Source organism: Opitutia bacterium ISCC 52 (assembly GCA_014529675.2).
Taxonomy (GTDB): Bacteria; Verrucomicrobiota; Verrucomicrobiia; order Opitutales; family UBA2995; genus UBA2995.
Map to the genome: position 1 here is coordinate 2,041,685 of CP076040.1, position 24,657 is coordinate 2,066,341.

Sequence of the window (24,657 nt, forward strand, 5' to 3'; positions counted from 1 at the left end):
GGGCAAAGAGATTTAATTGGAGTTCCGTTACTGGATACGTGTAAAGTCCTGTTAACTTTCTTAAATTCACGCAGTCGTTGAAAACAGAACTAGTTGCAGGAATCCAAGGTGAGTATGGACCGATCACTGTTAGTGAACGGTTGGTGCAAAAGATCTGGGCTCGAGGTGAGTTTCGGCAGACCGGTTTGCAGACCCTGGAGGGACGGTCCTTAGAGATTGTGGAATGAGGTAATTGGAATTTGTTAGCGGGCCCCGAATTTAAAAACGTAGTTTTGCGCATAGATGGTGAGCTGCTGCATGGGGATGCTGAGCTACATTTTTTTGAATCTGATTGGGATGCCCATGGTCATGGGAAGAATCCAGCCTTTGACGATGTAATCTTACATATTCTCGTTTTTCCTCCGAAACCAAGGACATCGCCCACGCGCTGCAGTATAGAACACTCATTGTTATTCATAGACCTGCTTCCCCAAGGTTTGGAAAGTTATGCAGAAGAAGAAGTATTGGGTGCTTTAGCTGATGGAGAAACCACCGCACTTGAGGAGAGGCTCTTAATTCTGCCATTGGAGCAGCGCCAGTAGAAGCTTTTGAAGGCTGCCAAGTCTCGGTGGCTCGGAAAAGTCGACTATGCTCGCAAACGACTAGAGATTTTGAGTTGGGAAAATGCCTGCCATCAGACGGCTATGGAAATCCTCGGTTACCGCTATAATCGCGCAGTTATGCTGTTCCTGGCAGGCGATTATACGTTGGAGGCTATACGTTCAGGCTCTCATAGTGTTGAGGATATTTTTAGAGCAGGGAAGGGAAGATGGAAATTGTCCGGGAGTAGACCGGCAAATCACCCAAAAATTCGTTTAGACCAGTAATTTGAATGGGTTCTCGCCAGGCCTAATTGGCCTTAAAGCTTGGTCTCATGGGGAGATGAGCTTCAAGATGCTGAAATGGCACCCTCAGCTACTTGTTCCAGGAGGAGTCTTCAATTGGGGGACAGGAAACGAAACCTGGCAGACAATGTCCTGGCAAATGCCGTGGGTGGAACGCGCATTGAAAATATGGTTTGTGACGGATTTCTACCCCTTTTGGCAGCTCGTTCCAGAGATGATTATTTCATGCATTGGTATGATTGGTTTCCAGGGGATGTGCCTTCAGCGCTCAAACAACTGTTTCGTAGGCTGGGTGAGGACAGCTCTGTGCTGGGCCCGCACAGAAATGGCGCCTATCAGGGGCTCGTCGGATGCCTGCTGGAGAAGTAGTCGATTTGCGAGGAAAATTTCAGCAATTTTTCCCGACTTTATGCATACTTGACATGGGATTGGACCGGGTCTATCAATGCTGCCTTTAACACTTTACCAACACTGGGAAGTGGGCTTATTAGCCCGCTTTTTTTTATCACTTTTTTTGACATGAGTAGCGAAATCTTATCCGTCCTGGAATACATGGAGAAGGAAAAAGGCATCAGTCGTGAAGACATGATTGGAGCCATTTCCTTAGCTATCAAAACAGCGGCCGCGAAAGGCGTAAATGCCGATCAGGAGCTGAAGGTGGAAATCGATCCTAAAACGGGTCATCTCGAAGCTTGGACGCTACTGGAAGTCGTTGATTCAGTCAGCGATTCTAGAACCCAGATTCATATCGAGAAAGCACGCCTGGTCGACAAGGAGAAAAACCTGGGTGATTTATTCGAAAAACCAATCGATCCAGCTTACCTGGGACGCATTGCTGCGCAGACGGCTCGCCAAGCCATTATACAAAAGGTGCGGCAGTTTGAGAAAGAGCGCATTTTTGATGATTACAAAGATTCAATCGGCGATGTGATTTCCGGGATCGTGCGTCGACGTGAGCGCAATGATCTAATCATTGACCTGGGAAAAGCTGAAGCACTCTTACCAGCCCGTGAAAAGGTATTCGGTGAAGACTATGCACCCGGTGAACGCATCCGCTGCCTGCTTCTAGCCATCGAGCAAACGAATCGTGGCCCTGAGTTAATTCTCACACGCGCACACCCTAAATTTATTCGCCGTTTGATGGAACTCGAAGTCACCGAGATTACAGACGGAACCGTGGTCATTAAGGCCCTGGCTCGTGAGCCTGGTTATCGCACCAAAATTGCGGTAGCTAGTAAGGATGCTAAAGTAGATCCAGTAGGTGCTTGTGTCGGAGCTCGTGGAGCTCGCGTCAAAAGCATTGTCCGAGAGCTTGGTGGTGAGAAGATTGATATCATCCGCCATTTCGAAGATCCGGAGGAAATGTTAGCTGAAGCGTTGAAGCCAGCCGTGCCAATCAATGTTCAAATCGATGAGCGCAACAAACGCATTCATTTCGAAGTGGCAGATCGTGACCTTTCCGTTGCCATTGGCCGCCGTGGACAAAATGCGCGTTTGACCTCTCGTTTGATGGGATGGCGTCTCGACATCAGCAAAGAAAAGGTCGCTGGAGGTTTTGAAGACAAGAAAGAGCGGGCGATCGCAGGACTTAATCAAATCCCTGGTATCAGTGATGAGTTGGCCGAACGACTTGTTGCCGTAGGTCTTGTCAGTCCAGATGCATTTGCCGGAGTAGAAGCCTCTGATCTAGTGGACGCAGAATTTACAGAAGACGAAGCCAATATTATTTTAACCAAAGTTAAGGAATTCCTCACACAGGAATAAATCGTTTTAGGTCCTAACCCTACTGCCCGAGTGGGCGGATAAATCTATGAGTGTAAGAATTCACGAAATTGCTAAACAGACCGGAGTCGCCAGTAAGGAGATTATCGAATTACTGAAGGAGCGAGGATACGAAGTATCTACTGCTTCAAGTGGTATCGATCCCATCTCTGCTGAATCTCTAATTGAAGAGCTAGGCAAAAAAGCGGAACCCGAAGCGGCAAGCGACCCCACTTCAACGGAATCTCCACCGGAGGAGCCGAAGAAACAAGAAGCTCCTGAATCGCCAACGGCCCCTCCTATAAGCGCATTTGTGCGGTCAAAGGAAGATATCGACCGGGAAAAGGAAGAGAAGCGTCAGGAAGAGGAAAATAAAAGAAAATCGGCAGCTACAGCGCCTCCGATTCCGACACCTCCGCCTCCGCCAGCACCTCCGCCATCAGCACCTTCTCCAGCGGCTCCGCCGCCCGTTACTCCACCCGCTGCGGCTCCTAAAGCTGCACCACCGGCACCAGCTCCCGCAACTCCAGCTGCACCAGTAGCGGTCGCTCCACCTGCCGGCGCACCTCCACCTCTTGCTGGACGACCTCCGGCGACTCCCGGTATCGGTGCTCCGCCGCCCCCACTCAATCAACCAGCAGATGAAGAAGCTGCTGAAGAGGGTGAATCAGCCGCAGAAGCAAGTGATGACATTAAAGTGGTTACAGTGAAGCCACCCATCGTCGTTAAGGAATTTGCCTTAGAGATCGGCCTCAAGCCTTTCAAATTGATATCAGAACTCATGGAGATGGGGATTTTCTCTTCCATGAATCAAAATATTGATGAAGAGGTAGCCGTCAAATTAGCCGAAAGACATGGCTTTCTCCTGGAAGTAAAACACCGTGGTGAAGAAAAACAACCGGCACCTAAGAAGAAGGTAGTCGAAGTTGATCAAAGTAAGTTCCTCGAACCTCGACCACCGGTTATTTGTATTTTGGGTCACGTTGATCACGGAAAGACAACTTTACTGGATCACATCCGAAATGCCAACGTGGTATCTGATGAATTCGGTGGAATTACTCAGCACATCGGCGCTTACCAAGTGGAGCATGGCGATCAGAAAATCACTTTTCTCGACACTCCCGGCCACGCAGCTTTCTCCAAAATGCGAGAGCGTGGGGCACATGTGACTGATTTAGCGATTCTGGTTGTAGCTGCTGATGATGGATTTATGCCACAAACTGACGAGGCACTGAAGTTTGCTGAAGACTCTGGCAACCCCATCATTGTAGCCATCAATAAGATGGACTCCAAGGGAGCTGACATTGATCGCGTTAAGACCCAGATGCAGGAGCGGAATATTGCTCCGGAAGACTGGGGTGGTGAAACCATTTCCGTAGCTATTTCAGCCTTAAAAGGTGAAAATGTAGACGATCTTCTGGAGATGATTAATCTTCAGTCTGAAGTCATGGAATTAAAGTCGAGTCCTAAAGGGCCAGCCTCTGGAACCGTGGTTGAATCACAAATGGAGGTAGGTCGAGGACCTACAGCTACCGTGATCGTGCAGCAAGGAACTCTCAAGGTGGGTGACGCAATTGTTTGCGGCGAAAGCTTTGCCAAGGTTCGTGCTATGATGGACGACAACGGCAAAAACTTGAAATCAGCACTTCCATCTACTCCTGTGAGAATTATGGGCTGGTCAGACACGCCAAGCAGTGGTGATGAGTTTACAGTAGTCAAAAATGAAAAAACTGCCAAGGGTATCGTCGAAGAACGTACTTTAGAGCGAAGAAGAGGAGCTTCCGTAGAAGAGGAAGAAGAGCCCAAGAAACCTGCGACCATTGAGACTCTTTTTGAAGCCATTGAAAAGACACGTAAGAAAGTCTTTAAGGTTGTGGTGAAGTGCGACGTGCATGGATCTACTGAAGCGGTCACTGATATCCTAGAGGCCATTCAAAGCGACAAAGTTGACCTGGAAGTTATTACGGCTGAAGTGGGTGGAATTAGTAAGCAGGATGTGGATCTTGCGAGCACTTCCGATGCAGCGGTAATCGGTTTCAATGTAAAACTTGAAAGCGGTGTAGCTCCCATAGCTAAACACGCGGGTGTAAACATCATGCAATTTAACATCATCTATGAGATGGTGGATAAAGTGATGGAGGCGATGGCCGATCAGCTTGAGCCAGAATTGAGTGAAAAGACGGTTGGTTCTGCCGAAGTTAGACAACTATTCCCAGTAGGACGTACCACCGTTGCTGGTTGTTTGGTTTCTGATGGCAAGATTAGCCGGGATGCCAAAGCACGAGTGCTTCGCAATGGCACTCAAATATTCAAAGGCAAGATTTCCATGCTCAAACGCTTTAAGGATGACGTTAAAGAGGTGCGTAACGGTTACGAATGTGGTGTTCAGGTGACTGACTTCGGAGATTTCGAAGAAGGCGACGTTATTGAATGCTTCGAAATCGAGAAGAAGCGTGCATCCCTTTAAAGGGGTGAAGATTCCCAACCCATTCAATCCATAGGCGCCATGGGGCAAAGAAACCTACGTGTAAATGTGCTCGTTCAACAGGAGATTAGCCATCTCTTGCACACGAGGTATCGCGGAGACACTGTATACATTACCATAATTGATGTATCGATTTCGCCTGATCTTCGTAATGGCCGTGTTTACTATTCGGTCATTGGCGGAGAAGAGGAAAAAAAGAAGGCCGAAAAGTTCTTTAGGCAGAATGCCCACGATATTCGTAATCACCTTGGAAAGCGAATCGTGCTTAAGTATCTGCCGCATCTCCGTTACAATTATGATGAGTCAATTGCACGCGGAGTTGATATCATAGATTTGATGGATGAGGTGGCTGATGAAGGAATTTCTGAAGAATCATCTGACTCATGAATTATTACCCAGATACCTCCCCTCAATTTAAGCAGTTGGTTGAGTCTATAAACGGGAAAAAGATTGCTGTCGTTGGACATGTGAGACCGGACGGAGATTGTATTGGCTCCCAGGTAGCACTCTGCCGAGTTCTCCAGTCACGGGGAATAGAAGCCGTTTGCGTTAATCACGATCCGGTTCCTGCTACACTCAAATTCCTTGTTGAAAATACAGCCTTTCATCGAGGAACAGAATTTGACCTGGATGGCTGGGATATCATGAGTGTGGATTGTGCGGATGCTAGAAGGACAGGGCCTAGTGTTGCTCCGCACATGGAACGCACCTTGGGTAATATCGATCATCATATTTCCAATACCCAGTATGGGAAAATGAATTTGATTGAAGGGACTTCTTCCGCAACCGGCGAGATATTGGCTGGATTCTTTTTCGACTGTGATTACGAAGTGGATACGGATACAGCAAACGGTCTCTATGTCGGCATTGCTACTGATACAGGGCAGTTTCGCTTCCCATCGACTACGCGTCATACTTTTGAGATTTCCGGAAAACTGATCGATCGTGGAGTAGATTTAGCGAAAGTAAATTTAGAGCTCTATGAGCAGGAGAGTTTTGCCAAACTGGAATTACTACAGCGTTTTCTTGAGTCCCTAGAGCTGCATTTTGATGGCCGCGTGTGCGTAGGATTGTTGAAAGACGGCGTGTACGATGAAGTGGGAGCCAGTACGGAGGATTCAGAAGGTTTGGTCGATTACGCTAGAAGTATAGAAGGCGTCGACATTGGGGTTCTTGTCGAAGAACGTTCAGGGAAGATCAAGGGCAGCTTGCGTGCGAAAGAACAGAAATACCGCTGCGATCTCATAGCGAAACAGTTTAATGGAGGTGGTCATGCTGCTGCCGCTGGATTGAATGATGAATCGAGTATGGAAGAGTTCTTGCCCAGATTGTTAGCAGCAATATCGACTCAACTAGAGGCTATAGATTCTGAATCTTGAATTAGTTTTGTTATGGCACAGATACAAAATGACTTTGAAGGAGTACTGCTCATGGACAAGCCGAGTGGTATCACATCGCACGATGTAGTCGATCGAGTTCGGCGAAAGTTGAAAATGAAGCGTGTGGGACACGCTGGGACTCTTGATCCTTTGGCGACTGGTTTATTAATCATACTTGTTGGGAAGGCTACTAAGCTGTCCTCTAGACTTATGAGTTTGGACAAAGAGTATGAAGGTACTTTTGAACTTGGAAAAGTCTCTGATTCCCATGACATAGAAGGCGAGATCCTCGAAGAGAATGAGGTTCCGGAATCTATTACTGCTGAGCTGGTTCAGGAACAGATGAATACTTTTGAAGGGGATCAATACCAGACACCCCCGATGTTCTCAGCTGTGAAAATCAAAGGGGTTCCTCTATATAAGCACGCACGCAAGGGAAAGGTTGTTGAACGTGAGCCGCGATTTATACGTGTTTCAAAATACGAATTGAAGTCATGGGATAAGCCGAGTGGTACCTTCTTTGTATATTGCACTAAGGGAACATACATCCGGAGTCTTGTCCATGATCTTGGCGAGAAGCTAGGTTGTGGAGGAATTCTAACGCAGCTTCGTCGAACCGCATCAAATAATTTGAACTTGGAAAACGCCGTTGAGCTTAAAAAGTTCGAAGATCAGCCCCTTTCAGAAATTAGCAAGTACCTGATTCCCGGTTACAAAGCCATCGCTCCAGGGTTGGAGTAACAATATTGTGGCAGTAAAAACCACCATACAATTTGAAAGTCTAGAGTCTGTCGGATTTCCCGACAAACCACTCCATCTTGCAGTTGGCATGTTTGATGGCGTTCACATTGGGCATCAAGCTGTCATTGAAACAGCTGTTCAGTCTGCCCATGCTTCCAATGGTGTGGCGGCAGTACTCACGTTCTGGCCTCATCCCAGTCGGCTATTCAACCCCGATGACCCGGTGAAAATGATCATGTCACCGGAAATGAAAGTAGACGTACTCGCGTCTCACAATATTGGGTACATCATTCAACAACCCTTTGACGAGGGATTTGCATCCATTGAAGCAGAGGGTCTTGTGGCTCACCTAAAAGCGTGTTTGCCATACCTGACATCTATTCACGTGGGTTCAAATTGGAGGTTCGGCAAAAAGCGAATTGGAGACATTCCACTACTTGTGGAGTTAGGTAAGCAAGCAGGAGTTCATGTCATAAGTGTTGAGCGTGTTTCCTATGACGGAGATCCCATAAGTAGCACACGAATTCGAGAACATTTATCGGCCGGTGAAATGGAGCACGCTAATGCGCTCCTTGGTGATATCTATTTGTCTATTGGCACCGTTGTTGAAGGTAAGCGAATGGGAACAGATTTGGGATTTCCTACACTTAATCTTCCTTGGTCACCTGAGCTCAAGCCACCTTTTGGAGTTTACTGTGTCGAGGTGGAGGGGAAAGTTGGAGGTAGCCCTGTAAAGGCCCGTGGAGTTGCTAATTATGGCATCCGCCCAACGATTGGAGAATCAGAAGATCCAGTGCTTGAAGTTCATGTATTGGATTTCTGTCCTTTTACAACCGGGCAACTACTTAAAGTTAGATGGTATAAGCATCTGAGAGCCGAAAAGAAGTTTGATGGATTGGGTGCCTTGAAAGCTCAGATCGCGATGGACGTTTCTGAGGCTGAAGAATATTGGAAATGTTAATCTGAACAAACCCCAGCCATTTAAAATGATCCGGGGGGTGCTCTATAGTAAACTTCCGCTTGAACCAAAGGATCAGGCTTCTTCTTTACCGTCGGAATTATCTGACAGGCTAGCTTCATCTTCTCCGGTGTTGATGATGATTCGGGTTTTCTCATTCATCACTTTATTCATATTTTTCCAATCGAAAGATTCAGAGCTGTCTAATTGCTGGATTAGGGCTTGGGCTTCAGGAGAAAGTTTCTCGAGTTCCTCTTCACCAGACTTTGCACCTTCATAGAGTGTGGTATCTTCTTCTCCGTCTTTCCTTTTGAGGGTGTAAACTTTCTCTCCCTCCTCGTGCGTTAATTCAGCTGTCAGATCATTTTTTCGAATCACGACGCGGTGTGCACCTCGTCCCACAGATGTGACTCGTTTACTTCCATCTTCAATTTCTTGTTCAATCATTACTTCTGGAATAAATTGCATGGCGCGATTGCCAAACTCAGAAGCCCATTGTGAAAACTCCTCCATACGGCCATTGAACTCTTCCGAATCAAAATCGAAGTTCCAGTTTTTACCTGCGCCCTTAAAAGGATTCGGCATGGAATTTGGGAATTTCCACTCATTTCCAAAACCGCGGTTTTCAGAGACTTCTCGTTCTCCTAATTTTACGGGTACCTTCAGTTCTTTTCCTTTGCGAAGGATCTCGAGCTTTACTGTGTCGCCGGGATTCTTGGAACGAATGTAAGTTCTCAGCTGCTCTTGGTTAATAATGATTTGGTCATCCACTTTATGCAGGATGTCAAATTGCTTGAGATCCGTTTCAGCAGCTCCTGAATCGTCAGCAATATGACCTATAGTAAGTCCTACGCCTTCAGGTAAATCGATGTGATTACGAAGCGCTTTGCTGATGCGACTGGTTTCGATTCCCAGAAATGTTACGGTCTTCGTTTTTTTGATGATGATCTCAACGTCCTCCTCTTCAGCGGCCGATAAGGAAGCTGGAAACATAGTGATGGAACTCACGAATAGGTATATGGAGAGGGTAGTAATAGTACTCTTTTTCATGATATAGATTGGTTTGAAATTATAAAAGGGTTACAGGAACAAATAGAGTTTCCTCTCTCGGTATTTCCATGGTGAATACGCTGCCATCGGTTTGATCAACCATGGTTACGGAATCTATGAATTGGTAACGAAGTCGACGGACAGGTTCATTGTTCACCACCAAAACGACACCATCATCGATGGCTTCGACGAGTCGTTGCTCAGAATCGACAGCTTCATAATTGGCGAAGGGATCCGTTGGTTCTGGGTGGGAAGCATCGTTTTGAGCTACATTAAGTGGCTCAACCGTTTCAGGATTTGACCGTGAAATATCTAGGACTAGTGCCAGGCAGGCTGCCGCCGCGATTGCCAAGATGGGCCATAGCCGGATGATCTTGTTGGAGTGCACTACTGTTTGTTCTTCCAGTTCCTCTCCTATGTTTGACTTCAGAACCTCACTAGGCGCTGTCGGGCGTAATGAAGCCAATTCTTTTTCGAGATCTTCGTCTAAAAGGTTCATATCATAGCCGTGGTTCGCACCGTTGAGCAGAGTAGGGCTTTGGTGATTTTAGCGTGTCCATATTTCATCCATACTTTGACAAAGGCTTCCTGAATGATGTCCTCCGCTTCCGCTGGGTTGTACGCCTGTTGTTTAGCAAACAGCAGGAGCGCAGGTGCCCATTGGTCGAAGTAGTCTTTCCAAGATGCGGATGTGTCGGCCATTGAATCGTTATATGGATGAAACGTTACGGAAACGCCGTTTTGTCTCTTTATATGGAAACATATTAAATTTCCATGTTCCGCCAACTGGGAAAAGCGAGGCTACAAGGTTTCGTGGGCAGACTCCAATTGTACAGAAAGTCTTTCTCCGGCCTACTAACGATTAAGCCTAATGCGCATGTGTGACCCAGGAAATGGCCGATAAGACAACTCCTAGGCTTTTTCTTAGGCCTCGCCCTAAGCTTCGTCGATGACTGGATTGGTCAACGCGCCAATCTTTTCAATGTCGATGGTGACTTCGTCGCCAGCTTTCAGCCATAAAGGTGGTTCCTTAGCCATACCCACGCCATGCGGTGTGCCTGTAATAATCACAGTCCCTGGCAATAAGGTAGTGCTTCCACTCAGAAATTTAATGATCTGGGGAATAGTGAAAATCATATCATCAGTATTCCAATCCTGAACCGTTTCTCCGTTGAGGATCGTTTTGATCTTTAAGGCATTAGGATCGCCGATTTCGTCTCCTGTTACCAGGCAGGGTCCAAGCGGGGCAAACGTATCGAAGGTCTTCCCGCGACACCATTGACTGCCTCCCCATTCGATTTGCCAATCGCGAGCACTGACATCGTTGCAACAGGTATATCCTAATACGTAATCAAGTGCATTTTCTTCAGTGGCATTCTTGCACGCTTTCCCGATGACTATGGCCAGCTCGCATTCGTAATCGACTTTATGGCTGGTTAAGTGGGTAGGGATCTCGATGGGATCTCCTGGGTTTTGAGTAGCACTAGCGCTTTTTACGAAAAGAACGGGTCTTTCAGGAATGGGCATTTTGCTTTCCTGAGCATGGTATTTATAATTCAGGCCTATACACCAAATGATTTCAGGAACTATAGGTGCGAGTAGTTTTGCGACATCTGCTACCTCTTCTGTCACGGTATAGTCACCGTAGATATCGCCTTCGATGCGTTGCTGTTGGCCGTTTTCTTCTGCGCCATAATGTTCAGCGCCATGTGAGTCCTGATAACGAATAATCTTCATAAAAATGGGGATAGTTAAAAATTAATAGGTGGCTCGACCTCCGGATAGGTCAAAAGTGAATCCGGTAGTGAAACTGTTTTCGGGAGAAACAATAAAGACAGCCATGTCAGTGACTTCCTGTAGAGTGCCGCAACGAGCCATAGGGATTTTCGATGTCATATAATCGATTTGCTCCTGTGGAATTTCGTCATGAATCGGTGTCCAGATGACTGCTGGAGCAAGCGCGTTCACAGTGATCCCGGAATCGGCGTATTCCTTTCCAATCGCTTTGGTCAGGCCGATGACTCCGGCTTTGGTGGCAGAGTAGGAGACCATACCTGCGTTCCCTTCTTTCCCGGCAATCGAAGCCATCAACAGAATCCTGCCGTAACCGGTTTTCAGCATGTGAGGCACTACCGCTTTGCAGATAAGAAAGGAACCACGCAAATTTACTCCATATACTTTTTCAAAATCCTCTGTCGGAACTTCGTGAGTCTTTAGGTTGGTTTTTCCAGCTATACCTGCGCTGTTAAACAAGATGTCGATGCGTCCGAATTGCTTAGCGACTTGTTCGACAGCAGCATTCACTGAGACTTCATCACTTACATCGGCTTGGATGGTGAGTGGCTTGTCGGCTAGCTTTTCTTTGGCCGTTGCCAGTCCTTCTGCATTCATGTCGAGAAGGGCTACTTGAACACCTTTAGACTGTAGGTTTTCGGCGGTAGCGAATCCGATACCGGAAGCGCCACCTGTGATGATCGCTACTTGCTTAGTCCAGTCTGAACTCATGTTTTGTAATAGGGGGTGAATGGGTAAAAAATGACTCCAGTAGAGACCCGTTCCCAGGTCAAACCTGAATTCGGGTTTTGAAGGGAGACGATCCAGGATCTACTCCAGGCAAGAGCACAAAAAAGCCACGGCCCTTACAAGGACCGTGGCGGAAATGTTTATGTTGGGATATCGCTTAGTTGGTTTCGCCCTCTATATCACCCAGGCCTCGAAAGTGTACTACATTCGATCCGATAAAAAGGTCAGTGATAGATATTTTACCCATCTTACCATTCTTTGGGTGTAGGACTCCTTGGGATAGGGGTTGGGGAGGTTCACCTGATTGGATATTGAAGTTGCCGTCCCAGAGCGGACTACCCTGTCTGCGGGTATATTTGTGAAAAGTGCCCTGGACGGCTTCATAAACGGTCTTTCCATGGGCTTCTACGTAGCCTTCGAATGTGGATGTCATAATTTGCGGATTTTAATTTTGGATTGGTTATGCCCGTAGGCTTGATGATTTTGCTTTGGAGCGACGCATGCCCCGCTTTATCCACCAAAGCTATGGCCGCATAGTCCATCAACACCAAAATATAAAAACACCCACCAGGGGTAAGGTTTTGCCTACGGGTTAGCCCTCTCTTGAGAAAGGAAAACTAACGATCGTAGCTTAAACTTATCCAAGCATTAAGGGGAGCCGCCTGAGTATAGATTCCACTGCTGGATATGGCTGTGGTCACGTCTTCATCCAAAACATTGTCGACCTGAATGCGCACAGACCAGGGTGCATCAGGAACTTGATAGTGGGCACCCAGGTTCAAGACAAACGAACTATCAATTTTGCGCGTATTCAGCGGATTATCATAATGATGATGTCGATATTGGAATTGAGCTAATAGATCTAAGTTTTCGCTAGAATGCCAAACCAACTGCGAGGTGATCTTGTGTCGAGGAGACAGGGGAAAGGCTCTTCCCTCAAGACTAGGCTGGATGGTTGAGCGTTTGAATTCAGTATGGCTGTAAGTATAGTTGAGGAGGAATTCCAAATCATTACCAGGGTCCCATAACCAAGCCACTTCAAATCCCTGAACTTCACTGCTTTCAACATTACCTCTCTGGTTGCAGGATCCTCCGCCCGGGACGAATCCGCAAAGGGGATCAAAACCAAAATCATTGTGAAGAAACAGGTTGGTTACCATGTCGTCCAATTCGTAGTGAAATGCAGAGAATTCAAAGGAGCTAGCTTCATCCAAATAGTATAGGCTTAGCTCACCCCCGGTAGAAGTTTCTTTTCCCAGATTGGGATTCGATTCGGTGATATCGTTGCGAACCCGAAATGGACGGTATAGTTCATTTAAAGTAGGTGCACGGAACCCATGGAAGACCAAGGCTTCGAAACTCCAATTAGCATTCAATCGTCGAGAGTATCGACTGTTTAATGAAATAACATCACCAGAGCGATTGGGATATGCGGTGTCTCTTGTTTGTGAATCCGTTTCCAGATTGAATTCACGGCGAAAGCCATCTTTCTGGCTCCAGTGGCCAGCCCGCAATGTAGCCTCAAGCGTGCTATCTTCGTCTGGCAAAGATTGAGCGGTAATGAATGCACCCGCAAATGACTGTTCTCCGCCTTCCTGGCGCTTGCGCGTAAATCCTGCTCCCAGATTTCTCGTCAATTCGTTGGCGCTTCCTTCGGCATGACGGAAGTCGGCACCAGCCAGATAATTTAAATAACCATTTCCTTCCCAAAGAAAGGTGGCTTGAGCTCCAATGGCTTCAGCAGGAACCGAATATTGATCCAGCACAGGGCGTTCTGAAGTTCGGTCTTCATTGACGGAGGAAAATACGTTTTGAAACCCACGATCTTGGTAGAAGCTCACAAAATTGAAACCGGGACCTGCTCCAGGCGCCTTTTCAAGCGTCCATGACAGATCCGTTGCGTAGGTTGAATTCGGAGACTGTGGAGTCCCGTTAATGCGTTCTTCGTCAAAATACTGCCCAGTCAACGACCACTGCCACTCATCATTGATCATCTGAGTGATTTGGGCCCTCAGGTAATCGTAGTCAGATTTTGAAGCGGCATCAACCGGACCCCGTTGATCGGAGCGAACAACGTTGAATCCATCCGTTGTAAAAAATCGACCTTCTACGGATATCGCAGTCGTGTCCGACACTTTGGAAGAATGATCAAAAGCTGCTTTGACCGTGCCAAAAGATCCTCCCATGACTGAAATGCGTGAACGCTCTTCGAATGGGGAGCGTGTTAACATGTGGATGGCTCCTCCTGAACTATAATTGCCCCAGGCTGGTACTGAACCCACGGGAAATACCTCTAATGACCTCAGGCTTTCGATCGGAAGCTTGTTCCAGTAGATCCAACCGCCGAATGGATCATTCTGCGGGACACCATTTACTAGAAGTAAAGCTCTGGAAGTTGCATTCGTTGCGGTATGACGAAATCGAACGCCCTGGGTAGTCGGATGAGCGGTGAATGAATCAATCGAACGATAGGTATCAACCGAGGAAAGACGTCTAAGTGCTTGGTCTATTGAAAGGGAGGTCTCCTGCACACCCAATAAGACATCCGTAGAAATGCCCAGTTTTGATTCAAATGCCCGATCAGCAACGATTTCCATCGGAGCTAGATCAATGGTTTCTTGCTGTGCGTAGGCGAGCTGTCCAACCAAGAGGAGAAGCAGAAGAGGGAAGCGGTGCTGTTTAATGGCCCAAGTAAATGTGTGCATTCGGATATCGTAGTTTTCGATGATTGAGCAACGGAGTGCTTAAACGCTTAGGTAGATGAAAGGGATGGATGTTTACAATTAATCGCCGAGTATCAATGTCTTTCTTATTCTTTATATAACTCAAAAACTACACATGGAATACCGACGGCTGGGGGAAAGTGATATCAAGGTTTCGGAAATGAGCCTGGGTTGCTGGACCATGGGAGGGCTCAGCTTTATTGAGGGAAAAGCCAATGGCTGGGCCAATGTAGACGAGGATGAAATCTTTGAAGCGGTCAAAAGGGCGGTCGATGCAGGCGTAAATCATTTCGACAATGCAGATGTCTACGGAAATGGCCGAGCTGAACAGATGTTGGCCCGAATCCTAAAACGTATCGGCCTGAACAATGAAGATTTTGTAATCGCGACCAAAATGGGACACTTTCTTGGAGATGCGACCCATGCCTATGAACCGAACCATATTCGTCGCCAATGTGAGCAGTCCCTGAAGAATCTGAATCGTGACTACATTGATCTCTTCTATCTGCATCACGGAAATTTCGGTAAAAACAATGAATACCTAGACGGTGCAGCAGACACCATGAATGTCTTGGTAGATGAAGGAAAAATTCGACTGAAAGGCCAGTCAGCCTACACGGCTGCTCACTTCAAGAATTCAGTTCCTGTTATTCAGCCCACAGTGTTACAGAGTTGGGCTCACGCCATGGATACCCAATTTATTGAGCCCAACGGTCCAGTTGGGAGATTGATGGTAGAGAGTAAGCTCTCCTACATAGCGTTTAGTCCGCTCAATAAGGGAATTCTGTTGGATAAATTTGATCCTGAGAATCTTCCCGATTTTGAAGAAGGCGACCATCGTGGAATATCACCGATATTTTCCAAAGAAGCATTACGTGACGCGAAGCCCAGATTAGCAGAAATTAAGAAACGCTTTGGTGACTCCATTCCAGAACTGGCATCTTTCGCATTACGGTTCGTGCTTAGTTTTCCGAGGGTTGCTTGTGTGATTCCAGGTTTTCGAAACGCCACCCAAGTGGAAAGTAACCTGGCCGTCATGGAGAGGCGGCTATCTCCTGGAGACATAGCGTTTATAAAGAGCGTGATGCTGGCTCCAGCTAATTGATTAAGGCTATTGTTAGCTTGCTCGTAAAGAATCTAGCTGACTGAATTAAGTGCTCTTCTCTCTGCTCTATGTCTCGTCACCGTTTTGGATTATTCTTCGGCTTATTTCTTTTTGGACTTATCTGTCTTGTCCCCACCCCAGAAGGTTTAACGCCGCAAGGTAAATACGTAGCAGCTGTTACATTATTGATGGCCTCTTGGTGGATCACTGAAGCCATACCTATTTATGCGACTGCATTTGTCCCATTAATCTTGTTTCCCCTTTTAGGTGTACTAAATGCCAAGCAAACAGCAGCCAATTTTGGCGAGCCAATGGTGTTGATGTTCTTTTGTGCCTTAATTGTAGCAAAAGCGATTGAAAGTAATCACCTCCATAAGCGGATTGCTCTACTCATTATTAGTTGGATTGGTACGAGTAGGCGCAAAATTATTTTTAGCACTATGCTAGCCACGGCATTTCTCTCCATGTGGTTATCGAATGTGGCAGTGGCCTTGATGATGTTGCCTATCGGTGTAGCTCTCCTGAAGCTAAGCGCTACTGAAAACGAGCGTGGATTCTCTTTGGCATTGATGCTGGGGATAGCCTATTCTGCCAGTATTGGTGGAGTAGGTACCTTAGTGGGAACACCTCCTAATATTGTTTTTGCCGGAGTGCTGAAAAACATGTTCCCCGACGCACCTGAAATCAGTTTTGCCAAGTGGATGCTGTTTGGAGTGCCTCTCGTGATAGTTTTCTTGCCGGTCTGTTGGTTCTACCTGACTCGTTTCTTCAACATTGAAGGTGAGTTGCCCGGTAGTGAGGAGGCGATCAAGGAAGAATTGCGTTCTTTGGGATCCATGACAACTGCTGAGAAGCGGACGGCCTTCGTGGCTTTACTTACGGTTGCCGGTTGGGTGTTTAGAAAAGACTTTGAATTTGGATCCGTTATGATCCCGGGCTGGGCTACATTAACGGGCCTAAATGATTGGGTCCATGATGGTACGGTTGCGGCTTTAGGCATGCTACTGGTTTTTATGATTCCATCAGGAGAGCCCAAAAAAGCAGGTGAATCAGTCGCACCGCGCCTAATGGATTGGAAGATTGCCCAGACTATTCCTTGGGGAATCGTTATGATCATCGGAGGGGGTTACTGTATTGCATCTGGATTTAAAGTCACTGGATTTACCGAGTGGGTAGGAGGGCAATTGAGTTTTATTCATGTGCTTCCAGTGATAATTATCGTTCTGCTAGTTGTGCTTTCATTGAGTTTTCTGACTGAGGTGAATTCAAATACCGCAACTTCAAATATCTTCGTGCCGGTGTTGGGCGCTATGGCCATTGTCGGTAGCCTGAATCCATTACTCTTGATGATTCCTGGCACTGTTGCTTGTTCCTGCGCGTTTATCCTGCCAGCCGCCACAGGTCCGAATAGTGTGATATTTGCGAGTGGTCGCGTCGATGTTCCCACGATGGCTCGTTGTGGTTTTTTCCTGAATTTAATCGGGGTCGCGATTGTTACATTAGTGATGTACTTAATAGCTATTCCTGTGTTCGGTATCGCGATGGAAGTGCCTCTATGGGCGAAATAGGCACAGCTGCCTTACTGCATCTGAATTGTACCAACCTTCCTGGAATGAAGTGTTCCTATGCGGAAGGGTTCTGTTTTTTAGGTAAGGCTTCCAACTCCTCCCAGCGGGCAAACGCAGCTTCTTGCTTCTGTTCTAGCGTGGATAATGATTCCGCAGCTTGCTCTGCAGTTAAGCCAGTCATCTGAAAGTAATCTGCTTGGGCCATTTCTTCAACGAGCTTTGAATGCTCTTCTTCTAGCTGTTCTATAACACTTGGGAGATTTTCTAATTCCTTACGTTCGCTGATGGATATATAGCGAGTTTTCTGTGGCCGTTCTTTGCTCTTTGTTTTTTGAGCTTTGTTAGCCTTGGGCTTGGGTGTATTCGATACTTCATTACGAAGATAATCATCATAGCCACCATTATACTCCTTAACCTCCGCTTTTTCTAGTGAGAGTACACTCGTGGTAATATTATTAAGAAACTCACGGTCGTGAGAAACAAGCAGGATGGTTCCGGAAAAATCCAGCAACAATTCTTCCAGTAATTCCATGGTCTCGATGTCTAGGTCATTGGTAGGTTCATCGAGAACATAAACATTGGCCGGTTGGGCAAAAAGTTTTGCGAGTAATAAACGATTTCGTTCTCCGCCTGATAATTCATTGATCGAAGAATCAGCTCGATTGGGGTCGAATAGAAATCGTTGAAGGTAGGACATCAGGTGCAATGGCTGGTCATTGAAAGTTATGCTGTCTCCCTTATCCCAGATATTTTCTGCCAATGTCTTCTTCGGGTCAAGTTGGCTTCGATGCTGATCGAAGTAGGCTACCTTGAGTTTACTGCCATGCTCGACTGTCCCTCTTGTGGGTTCGAGTTGCTTAAGCAGTATCTTAAGTAAGGTCGTCTTCCCGGAGCCATTGGCGCCTATGATTCCGATTTTTTCTCCCCGCCAAATGGTAGTGCTAAACGATTTAATGTAAGTACGGCCATCAAAGTCCATGGAGATGTCCTCAGCTACAATGACTTTCCTTCCTGACGAGGAAGCATCTTGCATTGCCAGACGGGCGGTGCCTGAACGTTCGCGACGTTCGGACCGTTCAACACGAAGGGACTTCAAGGCACGTACTCGGCCTTCGTTTCGCGTTCGCCGAGCCTGAATGCCTTTACGAATCCAAACTTCTTCTTTTGAGAGTTTTTTATCGAAGACTTTGTTTTGCTTTTCCTCAGCTTCAAGTAGGGCGGCCTTCCTTTCAAGAAACAGATCATAGCTGCAATCCCAGCTGGTTAATTGACCTCGATCCAATTCGATTATTCGAGTGGCTAATTTCCGGAGAAACATCCGGTCGTGAGTGATAAAGAGAATTGCTTTTTCATACTTCATCATAAATCCCTCGAGCCAACGTATAGAATCGATGTCCATATGATTGGTTGGTTCATCAAGCAGTAATAGGTCGGGGTCAGCAACCAATGCTTGAGCGAGAAGTGCCCTGCGTTTCATTCCGCCGGAAAGGGCATTAAATTCCGCATCACCATCGAGAGAGAGTTTACTCAATATTTGCTCTAACTTTTGATCGAGTTCCCAGCCGCCGGTTTTTTGAAGCTCCTGCTCGATTTCGTGCATGCGATCCATGATTTCTGTATCCTGATCACCACCAAGCTCGGCTGTGATATGGTGATACTCAGCAATCAGGGCTGCGGTAGGTCCGGCACCTTTGGCAACTACATCAATGACTGTGCCATCAATTTCAATACGAGGATCTTGATCGAGTCTGGCGATTTTCAATCCAGGAAAACGTTCGAACTCACCGCCATCGGGCTCCAACTCCCTGAGGATCAATTTGAGTAAGGTCGATTTGCCTTCACCGTTACGACCGACCAAGCAAATGCGCTCACCGAGTTCGATGGTCATTTGGACTTGGTCCAGGATGGGAGGACCACCAAAAGCCAAGGTTATATTGCGCAGACTAAGTATGGGCATGTAGCAGGTATAAAAACTTAATCTACAAGTGGACGACGGATTTTAGGATTACGAGCTTCTTTCGGGAGGCCGTAGTTTGTTTCCAGATAGTCGAGTATTTTGACTTCCATGTCGCCCAGTGGCCAAAGGCCGTTCTTTTCCTGCATACTGCGAATTGTTTTTTCCCAACCTTTTCGGTCTAAGCGTACCTGGGTGAATCCTTTGGTCGAGTGGCAGGCCATGCAATTGGCAGTTACCAATTCCCAATCTTTGGCTTTGATCAGACCGGTTATTGGGTCTTTCTCTGGCACTTCTGCTGTGGCTGGTAATACTCCTATTACTAAAAGCAGGCCTTTGCTAATGAGTTTTCTCAGATTAGCTGACATAGACGGCAATTCGGTGACAGGAGTTATTGAGATAGCCTTTGGGATTCCAACCAGGAACCAGCATGGGTTGCGAAGTCCCTTCTGAATCAACCGCTCTGGCCCAGACTTCATAATACCCTTTTTTAGGGAAGGATACGTTCGCAGACCATTGTTGCCAGGCGAGTCGATTCACAGGCATCTTCAGATTTGCCGATATCCAGGTTTGTCCAAAATCAATTGATACGGCCAAGCTTGAGACTTCAAGATCTCCGGCCCAGGCGTGACCATTTATTTTAAGAGACTTGTCAGTAGTATGCTTGAGGTCACTGCGTGGAAAGGTGATTAAGGATTTTACCGGCATGGCTTCGATAATCCCCATAGCTTCATCTGGAACTTCGGCACCCGCTTTTACTGGGTAATTGGGGACTCGATAGGAGGTGCCAGTCATCTTGGTGCCGTCGTGTACCACATTGCGTATATCAATTTCTTTGAGCCATTTGCCTGAAGTTGATCCAGGCCATCCGCCAAATACGAGCCGAAGCGGAAATCCATGATGAGAAGGGAGTGTTTCTCCATTCATACCCCAGGCAATCATAGATTCTGTCTCCATCGCTTTCGCAATGGGCACGCCTCTTGAAATGGCATCTTTGGAGGGATCCTGGCTGAGGTGGGCATCAGCAGAATGATAAGCGACATAGACGGCATCCTCTTTCATTCCACAATCTTCGAGAACATCTTTGAGTCGAACCCCCGTCCACTTAGGGCACCCAACAGCACCGGTTGTCCATTGGTTGCCACTTGCTGGTGGATAAAAGTCCGCACGACCATTACCTCCGCATTCCAAAGTGAGTGCTAATTCTATAGTCTCAAACTTCTGCTTGAGCTCCTTGATGGTGTAGGTCTTTGGGGTTCGCACAGATTCCCCACCTAAGGTAAGCGTCCAATCATCCGCATCGGGATTGGCGGGTGGCAGACCGTTGTTTCTTACGAAGAGTCGGTTGGCTGGAGTAAATTCGTCGTTGAGTAGATGAGCGGGAGTCTCTGCATTTAGAGGACGATCATTAAGCAGTGTTAATCCATCCTTTCCCGGGATGGATGGATTGCTTTGAGCGAGCGCTACGGGAGTCAGTCCTTCTGGCATCCAATGGGCGAATACAATATTCGTCCCGAGGGCAGCGCCCATCGCCTTTACGAAGCGACGCCTGCTTAGTGGTAGATGGTCCGATTTTTTAGGGTCTCCGGATTTCATAAACACAGCCTAGGAGGCCTGACTCATTATTCAATCACCAAGGTCTTCGAGTTTTTCCTGAATTGAGCGCACTTAAGACTTTAACGTCGAAAGAAAACAGTCACGATTGTAAGTGACATTTCCCACTTCTATGACGACGGACATCGCAATTGTTTTATCCATTCTTCTCGTTTCGCTCGTATTATTCATTACGGAAAAGGTCCGAATGGATGTGGTTGCGCTTATGGTTCTGGTCTCATTGGCCTTCACCAAACTGGTTACTCCCACCGAGGCATTAGCCGGATTCAGCAACGCTGCCGTAATCACGGTTTGGGCGATGTTTATTTTAAGTGCCGGACTAACTGAAACTGGAGTAGCAGCCATTATTGGTCAGCAAGTGCTCAAGATGGCGGGTAAGACAGAATTTAGGATGATCATCGTTATCATGATCACTTCGGGGGTGCTGTCGGCCTTTATGAATAATATAGGTGTGGCTGCTTTTATGCTCCCGGTGGTTATAACCGTAGCACGAAAAACAGGCGTGGCTCCGTCCCGCCTACTTATGCCCTTGGCTTTCGGGTCATTGCTCGGAGGCCTTACGACTTTAATTGGAACTCCGCCAAATCTACTCATTAGCAACGGACTAAAAGAAGCCGGTTACGAACCATTCTCTCTTTTTGATTTTTCGCCCATCGGAGGTGTCATTATGGTGGTCGGTACCCTGTTTCTGGCTTTTACAGCCCGTTTTTTATTACCCGCACATGACCCAGGAGCCAGTGAGTCTTCCAGCTCGGACCGTAAATCACTGGAGAGTCAATATGCGCTTAAGGACCGGGCCTTCTTTGTGAAACTCGAGAAAGGGTCCTTATTGGCGGGGCGAACATTAGCAAATTCAAACATAGGCCATAGCCTGGGAATGCAGGTCATAGCCCTTCAGCGGGAAGGGCAGACTCATTTTGCTCCTGGGCCTGATATGGTGCTGAAAGAAGGTGATCGACTTTACACCCAGGGCGAAGCTGAGCGACTGAACGAGTTGATCGGTTGGCATGATCTTCAGCCGGTTCAAGCGACCGAAGAAAACATGCTTCAGAAAGGCGTTATTTCCATGGTCGAGGCCAAGGTGACTGAAGAAGCGGATTTTGTGGGAAAGACCCTGCGTGAATCTGGATTTCGAAGAAATTACGGTCTGAATGTCCTTAAGGTTATTCAAGGTGAATCAGAAAAAGATGACGAGCTCGCCAAGCAAGCGCTGCAGGTTGGAGATCGCTTGTTGCTGCAAGGTTCCGAGGATGCAATTGCTTCATTGAGGGACAACCCTGGCTTTGAGGACCTTCAACCTGTCTCTGATGAATTGCTTCAGCGGTATCGTTCTATTGAGCGTAAACTTTTTGAGGTTGAGGTGCCTGAGGTTTCCTGGCTGGCTGGTAAAGCATTGGCAGAATGTCGGATGGGCCAGTTGTTTGATATTCATGTTATTTCGATTAAGCGGGAAGGAGAAGAATTGCTTTTACCTGATCCAGAGATGCCGTTGCAAGTGGGTGATCGCCTGACCTTGCATAGCCGTCCAGATAACCTGGATACGCTGCAAGGCTTACAACAGTTAAAAATCGAAACGTCGGAAGAATCCGATGCGGCTATCCTTGAAGCTGAAGATATCGCTCTAATTGAAGCGACCCTTGCGCCAAATACCCAATTTGCAGGAAAAACAGCGGCGGATATTCAACTGCGCAATCGCTATGGCTTGCAGCTTCTTGGGATTTTACGCGCTAATAAAGTTTACCGAACAGACTTGGGGCAAATGCAAATCCAATATGGTGATGCACTTTTGCTTATGGGACCTGAGGATAAACTAGAAATTATCAAAGCTGATAAAAATTTCTTACTTCTTTCTGAGCTGCCAGAGGCCAAAGAAGAGGGGACTAACCAACCCTGGATTGCATCGGCCATTATGGCTGCGGTTCTCATCCCGGTATTTCTTGGTTGGATGCCTATTGCCCTAACAGCGATTGCTGGAGCGACCCTTATGGTATTAACAGGATGTTTGCGGATGGAGGATGCCTATCGATCCATCGAGTGGCGTGCTGTATTTTTGATTGCAGGCATGCTTCCTCTAGGAACGGCTATGCAGCAATCCGGGGCCGCCTCTTACCTAACAAATGGTTTAATGGCTGTCATTGGCGGTCAAGGACCATGGGTTATTATTGGAGGCCTGTATGTCCTTACTTCATTGGCAACGACGATTATTCCCACAGCGGCTTTGGTGGTGTTGATGTCTCCCATTGCGATCCAATCGGCAGAGACTTTGGAGTTCTCACCCTATGCAGCTATGATGGCTGTAGCCATGGCCGCTTCAGCGAGCTTCACGAGCCCCATTTCTCACCCGGCCAATGTTTTGGTAATGGGACCTGGTGGTTATCGTTTTGTTGATTACCTCAAAGTAGGAATTCCACTCGCTTTTGTGGTATTCGTGACGGCAATGATTTGTCTTCCGTTTTTCTGGCCGGCTTGAGTTTAGCGCTGATTACTCATCTAGATAATCTGGCCTTTGATCATTGATCATCTTAAGCTGTATCGGAGTAACTTTCTCCACATAAATTTTAAACGGTATTCCCGAGACTTCCTCAATGGCCGATTTGAAAATTTCTTTTCCTGATGGTCGTCCTTCCAGGTTAGTTATTTTTTCCCTGATGGTATTTAGAAATTTATCTTTGTTTCTCATGTAAGCGTCCAGAACGATAAAGCGGGCATCGCCATGATTGTTGAAATTAAGTTTTTTAACTTTAGCTGCGGGCTTGGAAGTTCCTTTACGCTTCTCCCCTTTGTTCCAGTTGAGTAAGTCAAGACCTTTCCCAAGGACGTTGCGGGATGGACTGAATTTTCGGATACCATGCAAATTATAGATCTCCTCTTTGCCGTGACGTTTGATGGTGATAATATCGTTGAGGAAGTTGCAAAGAACGGGTTCAAACCAATCATTGTCAGACACCTTCAGGCTACGTCTGGATAGGTGATTCTCCAGGTCTCTAGCAAAACCTCCACGGAAGCGTGAGTTGCGCCGAGCCATCCAACTAAATGGATCGTAGATGTGCATCAGATTCTGGGCGTAAGTTTCCTTCAGACGTTTCAGCTGGATCTCATGATCCTCCTTAGAATTTATAATGATGGGGTATGTAAATTTTACGTCTTTGAATGCGTGAGGAGGAACCTGTGCTGTGAGCCCGCGATTTAGAATGTGGTAACCTTTCTGCGTATCCAGATTCAGGCCTTGTTGTTTCTCAATACGGACACCTTTACCTAGTTTTCCTTTGTTGTTGTAGGTCCGATAAGCCACGACCCAATCTGTGGTCACTCGGCGTTCCCAGATGTTTTTCTCCTCATTGAAGCGAATATCCTTCGCATGCTTGGTGAGAGGCAAGGTGGGGTAGAGGTCGTTAAGCTGATCTTCATGCCATATAATTAACTCCTCAATTTTGAAAAACGGCTCTTCGTTGAGGCGGGTGACGATTGAAACTTCTCGCCGAAGCCAGTTTTCATGCCGCATGCGGAAGCTCTTGATCCCGAAGGATTCAGCCAATTCTCTGAGATCTTTTTCAAAGGCAACACCGTCTTTCAAGCGGAAATCCAGATGCTGAATCTCATAGACCAGGAGTTGGCGGTGATATTTAAGCAACAGATCGTTGAATGACTCCGCAAAGTCCAGGACGAGAGGATTGGTTCCAGTATACTTTTCTCCCGTCATTCCGTCGATGACTGGTATTGGGCTTTCATAGATGACAAAGGGTTCCAGCTCAAATACCTGGCCACCTATTTTTAGCTCATCTTTGGAATAGCAGAGAGTGGAGAAACTGGATGATACGGCGGCTATGAGTAGCCATTTGGGGTAGAGTTTTAACACCATGACGTAGAACTCCATCGAAAGACAGCCTATGGCACAACTCTGAATATTGGGGA

Annotated in this window: 22 protein-coding genes; 11 read left to right on the forward strand and 11 right to left on the reverse strand. The window is 46.9% G+C overall.

The window, feature by feature from the left end; translation table 11 throughout:
* The first annotated feature begins 239 nt into the window (after positions 1–239).
* The 8 genes from GA003_08700 (at position 240) to ribF (ending at position 8,211) form a co-directional block, all read left to right on the forward strand.
* Entirely contained in the window at positions 240–581 is a 342-nt protein-coding gene (locus GA003_08700; GenBank protein QXD30024.1) for a DUF2851 family protein, read from the forward strand.
* Positions 582–941: 360 nt separating this feature from the next.
* On the forward strand, positions 942–1,253 hold the full coding sequence (locus GA003_08705; protein QXD30025.1) for a hypothetical protein: 312 nt from the start codon (positions 942–944) through the stop codon (positions 1,251–1,253).
* Positions 1,254–1,403: 150 nt separating this feature from the next.
* A complete protein-coding gene (gene nusA / locus GA003_08710; protein ID QXD30026.1) occupies positions 1,404–2,648 on the forward strand; it encodes a transcription termination/antitermination protein NusA in 1,245 nt (414 codons plus the stop codon).
* A 46-nt stretch (positions 2,649–2,694) separates the two neighbouring features.
* Positions 2,695–5,112 (forward strand): translation initiation factor IF-2, encoded by a 2,418-nt coding sequence (gene infB / locus GA003_08715; GenBank protein QXD30027.1) that lies wholly within the window; start codon positions 2,695–2,697, stop codon positions 5,110–5,112.
* A gap of 39 nt (positions 5,113–5,151) precedes the next feature.
* Positions 5,152–5,517: a 30S ribosome-binding factor RbfA gene (rbfA, locus tag GA003_08720; GenBank protein ID QXD30028.1), complete on the forward strand. Its 366-nt coding sequence runs from the start codon at positions 5,152–5,154 to the stop codon at positions 5,515–5,517.
* Positions 5,514–6,509 (forward strand): DHH family phosphoesterase, encoded by a 996-nt coding sequence (locus GA003_08725; protein QXD30029.1) that lies wholly within the window; start codon positions 5,514–5,516, stop codon positions 6,507–6,509. Before rbfA ends, GA003_08725 begins: the two co-directional genes overlap by 4 nt.
* Positions 6,510–6,521: 12 nt before the next feature.
* Positions 6,522–7,250, forward strand: a complete 729-nt coding sequence (gene truB / locus GA003_08730; protein QXD30030.1) for a tRNA pseudouridine(55) synthase TruB — start codon at positions 6,522–6,524, stop codon at positions 7,248–7,250.
* A gap of 88 nt (positions 7,251–7,338) precedes the next feature.
* On the forward strand, positions 7,339–8,211 hold the full coding sequence (gene ribF, locus GA003_08735) for a riboflavin biosynthesis protein RibF (GenBank protein ID QXD30381.1): 873 nt from the start codon (positions 7,339–7,341) through the stop codon (positions 8,209–8,211).
* Positions 8,212–8,283: 72 nt separating this feature from the next.
* Here ribF and GA003_08740 read toward each other — a convergent pair whose 3' ends face one another.
* The 7 genes from GA003_08740 to GA003_08770 form a co-directional block, all read right to left on the reverse strand.
* Positions 8,284–9,258 (reverse strand): PDZ domain-containing protein, encoded by a 975-nt coding sequence (locus tag GA003_08740; GenBank protein QXD30031.1) that lies wholly within the window; start codon positions 9,256–9,258, stop codon positions 8,284–8,286.
* A gap of 19 nt (positions 9,259–9,277) precedes the next feature.
* Positions 9,278–9,757: a hypothetical protein gene (locus tag GA003_08745; protein ID QXD30032.1), complete on the reverse strand. Its 480-nt coding sequence runs from the start codon at positions 9,755–9,757 to the stop codon at positions 9,278–9,280.
* The gene (locus GA003_08750) at positions 9,754–9,960 is read right to left on the reverse strand and encodes a hypothetical protein (protein QXD30033.1); all 207 of its coding nucleotides are present in this window, start codon (positions 9,958–9,960) and stop codon (positions 9,754–9,756) included. Before GA003_08750 ends, GA003_08745 begins: the two co-directional genes overlap by 4 nt.
* A 234-nt stretch (positions 9,961–10,194) precedes the next feature.
* Complete coding sequence (locus GA003_08755; GenBank protein ID QXD30034.1) at positions 10,195–10,995, reverse strand: fumarylacetoacetate hydrolase family protein; 801 nt, start codon at positions 10,993–10,995, stop codon at positions 10,195–10,197.
* A 21-nt stretch (positions 10,996–11,016) separates the two neighbouring features.
* Positions 11,017–11,763, reverse strand: coding sequence for an SDR family oxidoreductase (locus GA003_08760; protein QXD30035.1), 747 nt, complete (start codon positions 11,761–11,763; stop codon positions 11,017–11,019).
* Between the two features lie 175 nt (positions 11,764–11,938).
* Positions 11,939–12,214 (reverse strand): hypothetical protein, encoded by a 276-nt coding sequence (locus tag GA003_08765; protein QXD30036.1) that lies wholly within the window; start codon positions 12,212–12,214, stop codon positions 11,939–11,941.
* Positions 12,215–12,398: 184 nt separating this feature from the next.
* The gene (locus GA003_08770) at positions 12,399–14,486 is read right to left on the reverse strand and encodes a TonB-dependent receptor (protein QXD30037.1); all 2,088 of its coding nucleotides are present in this window, start codon (positions 14,484–14,486) and stop codon (positions 12,399–12,401) included.
* A 133-nt stretch (positions 14,487–14,619) separates the two neighbouring features.
* On the opposite strand from GA003_08770, the gene GA003_08775 reads away from it, so the two are divergent.
* Together GA003_08775 and GA003_08780 are read left to right on the forward strand one after the other, a co-directional pair.
* Complete coding sequence (locus GA003_08775; GenBank protein ID QXD30038.1) at positions 14,620–15,609, forward strand: aldo/keto reductase; 990 nt, start codon at positions 14,620–14,622, stop codon at positions 15,607–15,609.
* A 68-nt stretch (positions 15,610–15,677) separates the two neighbouring features.
* Positions 15,678–17,177: a DASS family sodium-coupled anion symporter gene (locus GA003_08780; protein QXD30039.1), complete on the forward strand. Its 1,500-nt coding sequence runs from the start codon at positions 15,678–15,680 to the stop codon at positions 17,175–17,177.
* 55 nt (positions 17,178–17,232) lie between these two features.
* Here the strand turns inward: GA003_08780 and GA003_08785 are convergent, their stop codons facing one another.
* From GA003_08785 to GA003_08795, 3 genes are read right to left on the reverse strand one after another with little or no spacing between them, the layout of a single operon-like run.
* Complete coding sequence (locus GA003_08785; protein QXD30040.1) at positions 17,233–19,134, reverse strand: ATP-binding cassette domain-containing protein; 1,902 nt, start codon at positions 19,132–19,134, stop codon at positions 17,233–17,235.
* Positions 19,135–19,151: 17 nt separating this feature from the next.
* Positions 19,152–19,499, reverse strand: coding sequence for a hypothetical protein (locus GA003_08790; protein QXD30041.1), 348 nt, complete (start codon positions 19,497–19,499; stop codon positions 19,152–19,154).
* Positions 19,489–20,661 (reverse strand): sulfite oxidase, encoded by a 1,173-nt coding sequence (locus GA003_08795; GenBank protein ID QXD30382.1) that lies wholly within the window; start codon positions 20,659–20,661, stop codon positions 19,489–19,491. Before GA003_08795 ends, GA003_08790 begins: the two co-directional genes overlap by 11 nt.
* A gap of 178 nt (positions 20,662–20,839) precedes the next feature.
* Here GA003_08795 and GA003_08800 point away from each other — a divergent pair, with 178 nt between their 5' ends.
* Positions 20,840–23,215 carry an anion permease gene (locus tag GA003_08800; protein QXD30042.1) on the forward strand — a complete coding sequence of 792 codons (2,376 nt, stop codon included), beginning with the start codon at positions 20,840–20,842 and terminating at the stop codon, positions 23,213–23,215.
* A gap of 12 nt (positions 23,216–23,227) precedes the next feature.
* Here the strand turns inward: GA003_08800 and GA003_08805 are convergent, their stop codons facing one another.
* On the reverse strand, positions 23,228–24,619 hold the full coding sequence (locus tag GA003_08805) for a hypothetical protein (protein ID QXD30043.1): 1,392 nt from the start codon (positions 24,617–24,619) through the stop codon (positions 23,228–23,230).
* Positions 24,620–24,657: the final 38 nt, after the last annotated feature.

What these genes read in the sequence shown, in the direction of transcription:
- nusA (QXD30026.1), top strand. Translation starts at nt 1,404, where the DNA reads ATGAGTAGCGAAATCTTATCCGTCCTGGAATACATGGAGAAGGAAAAA.
- GA003_08805 (QXD30043.1), bottom strand. Translation starts at nt 24,619, where the DNA reads ATGGAGTTCTACGTCATGGTGTTAAAACTCTACCCCAAATGGCTACTC.
- GA003_08785 (QXD30040.1), bottom strand. Translation starts at nt 19,134, where the DNA reads ATGCCCATACTTAGTCTGCGCAATATAACCTTGGCTTTTGGTGGTCCT.
- GA003_08750 (QXD30033.1), bottom strand. Translation starts at nt 9,960, where the DNA reads ATGGCCGACACATCCGCATCTTGGAAAGACTACTTCGACCAATGGGCA.
- GA003_08780 (QXD30039.1), top strand. Translation starts at nt 15,678, where the DNA reads ATGTCTCGTCACCGTTTTGGATTATTCTTCGGCTTATTTCTTTTTGGA.
- GA003_08795 (QXD30382.1), bottom strand. Translation starts at nt 20,661, where the DNA reads ATGGGCGCTGCCCTCGGGACGAATATTGTATTCGCCCATTGGATGCCA.
- GA003_08755 (QXD30034.1), bottom strand. Translation starts at nt 10,995, where the DNA reads ATGAAGATTATTCGTTATCAGGACTCACATGGCGCTGAACATTATGGC.
- infB (QXD30027.1), top strand. Translation starts at nt 2,695, where the DNA reads ATGAGTGTAAGAATTCACGAAATTGCTAAACAGACCGGAGTCGCCAGT.
- ribF (QXD30381.1), top strand. Translation starts at nt 7,339, where the DNA reads ATGTTTGATGGCGTTCACATTGGGCATCAAGCTGTCATTGAAACAGCT.
- GA003_08775 (QXD30038.1), top strand. Translation starts at nt 14,620, where the DNA reads ATGGAATACCGACGGCTGGGGGAAAGTGATATCAAGGTTTCGGAAATG.
- rbfA (QXD30028.1), top strand. Translation starts at nt 5,152, where the DNA reads ATGGGGCAAAGAAACCTACGTGTAAATGTGCTCGTTCAACAGGAGATT.
- truB (QXD30030.1), top strand. Translation starts at nt 6,522, where the DNA reads ATGGCACAGATACAAAATGACTTTGAAGGAGTACTGCTCATGGACAAG.
- GA003_08725 (QXD30029.1), top strand. Translation starts at nt 5,514, where the DNA reads ATGAATTATTACCCAGATACCTCCCCTCAATTTAAGCAGTTGGTTGAG.
- GA003_08705 (QXD30025.1), top strand. Translation starts at nt 942, where the DNA reads ATGGCACCCTCAGCTACTTGTTCCAGGAGGAGTCTTCAATTGGGGGAC.
- GA003_08765 (QXD30036.1), bottom strand. Translation starts at nt 12,214, where the DNA reads ATGACATCCACATTCGAAGGCTACGTAGAAGCCCATGGAAAGACCGTT.
- GA003_08745 (QXD30032.1), bottom strand. Translation starts at nt 9,757, where the DNA reads ATGAACCTTTTAGACGAAGATCTCGAAAAAGAATTGGCTTCATTACGC.
- GA003_08790 (QXD30041.1), bottom strand. Translation starts at nt 19,499, where the DNA reads ATGTCAGCTAATCTGAGAAAACTCATTAGCAAAGGCCTGCTTTTAGTA.
- GA003_08770 (QXD30037.1), bottom strand. Translation starts at nt 14,486, where the DNA reads ATGCACACATTTACTTGGGCCATTAAACAGCACCGCTTCCCTCTTCTG.
- GA003_08760 (QXD30035.1), bottom strand. Translation starts at nt 11,763, where the DNA reads ATGAGTTCAGACTGGACTAAGCAAGTAGCGATCATCACAGGTGGCGCT.
- GA003_08740 (QXD30031.1), bottom strand. Translation starts at nt 9,258, where the DNA reads ATGAAAAAGAGTACTATTACTACCCTCTCCATATACCTATTCGTGAGT.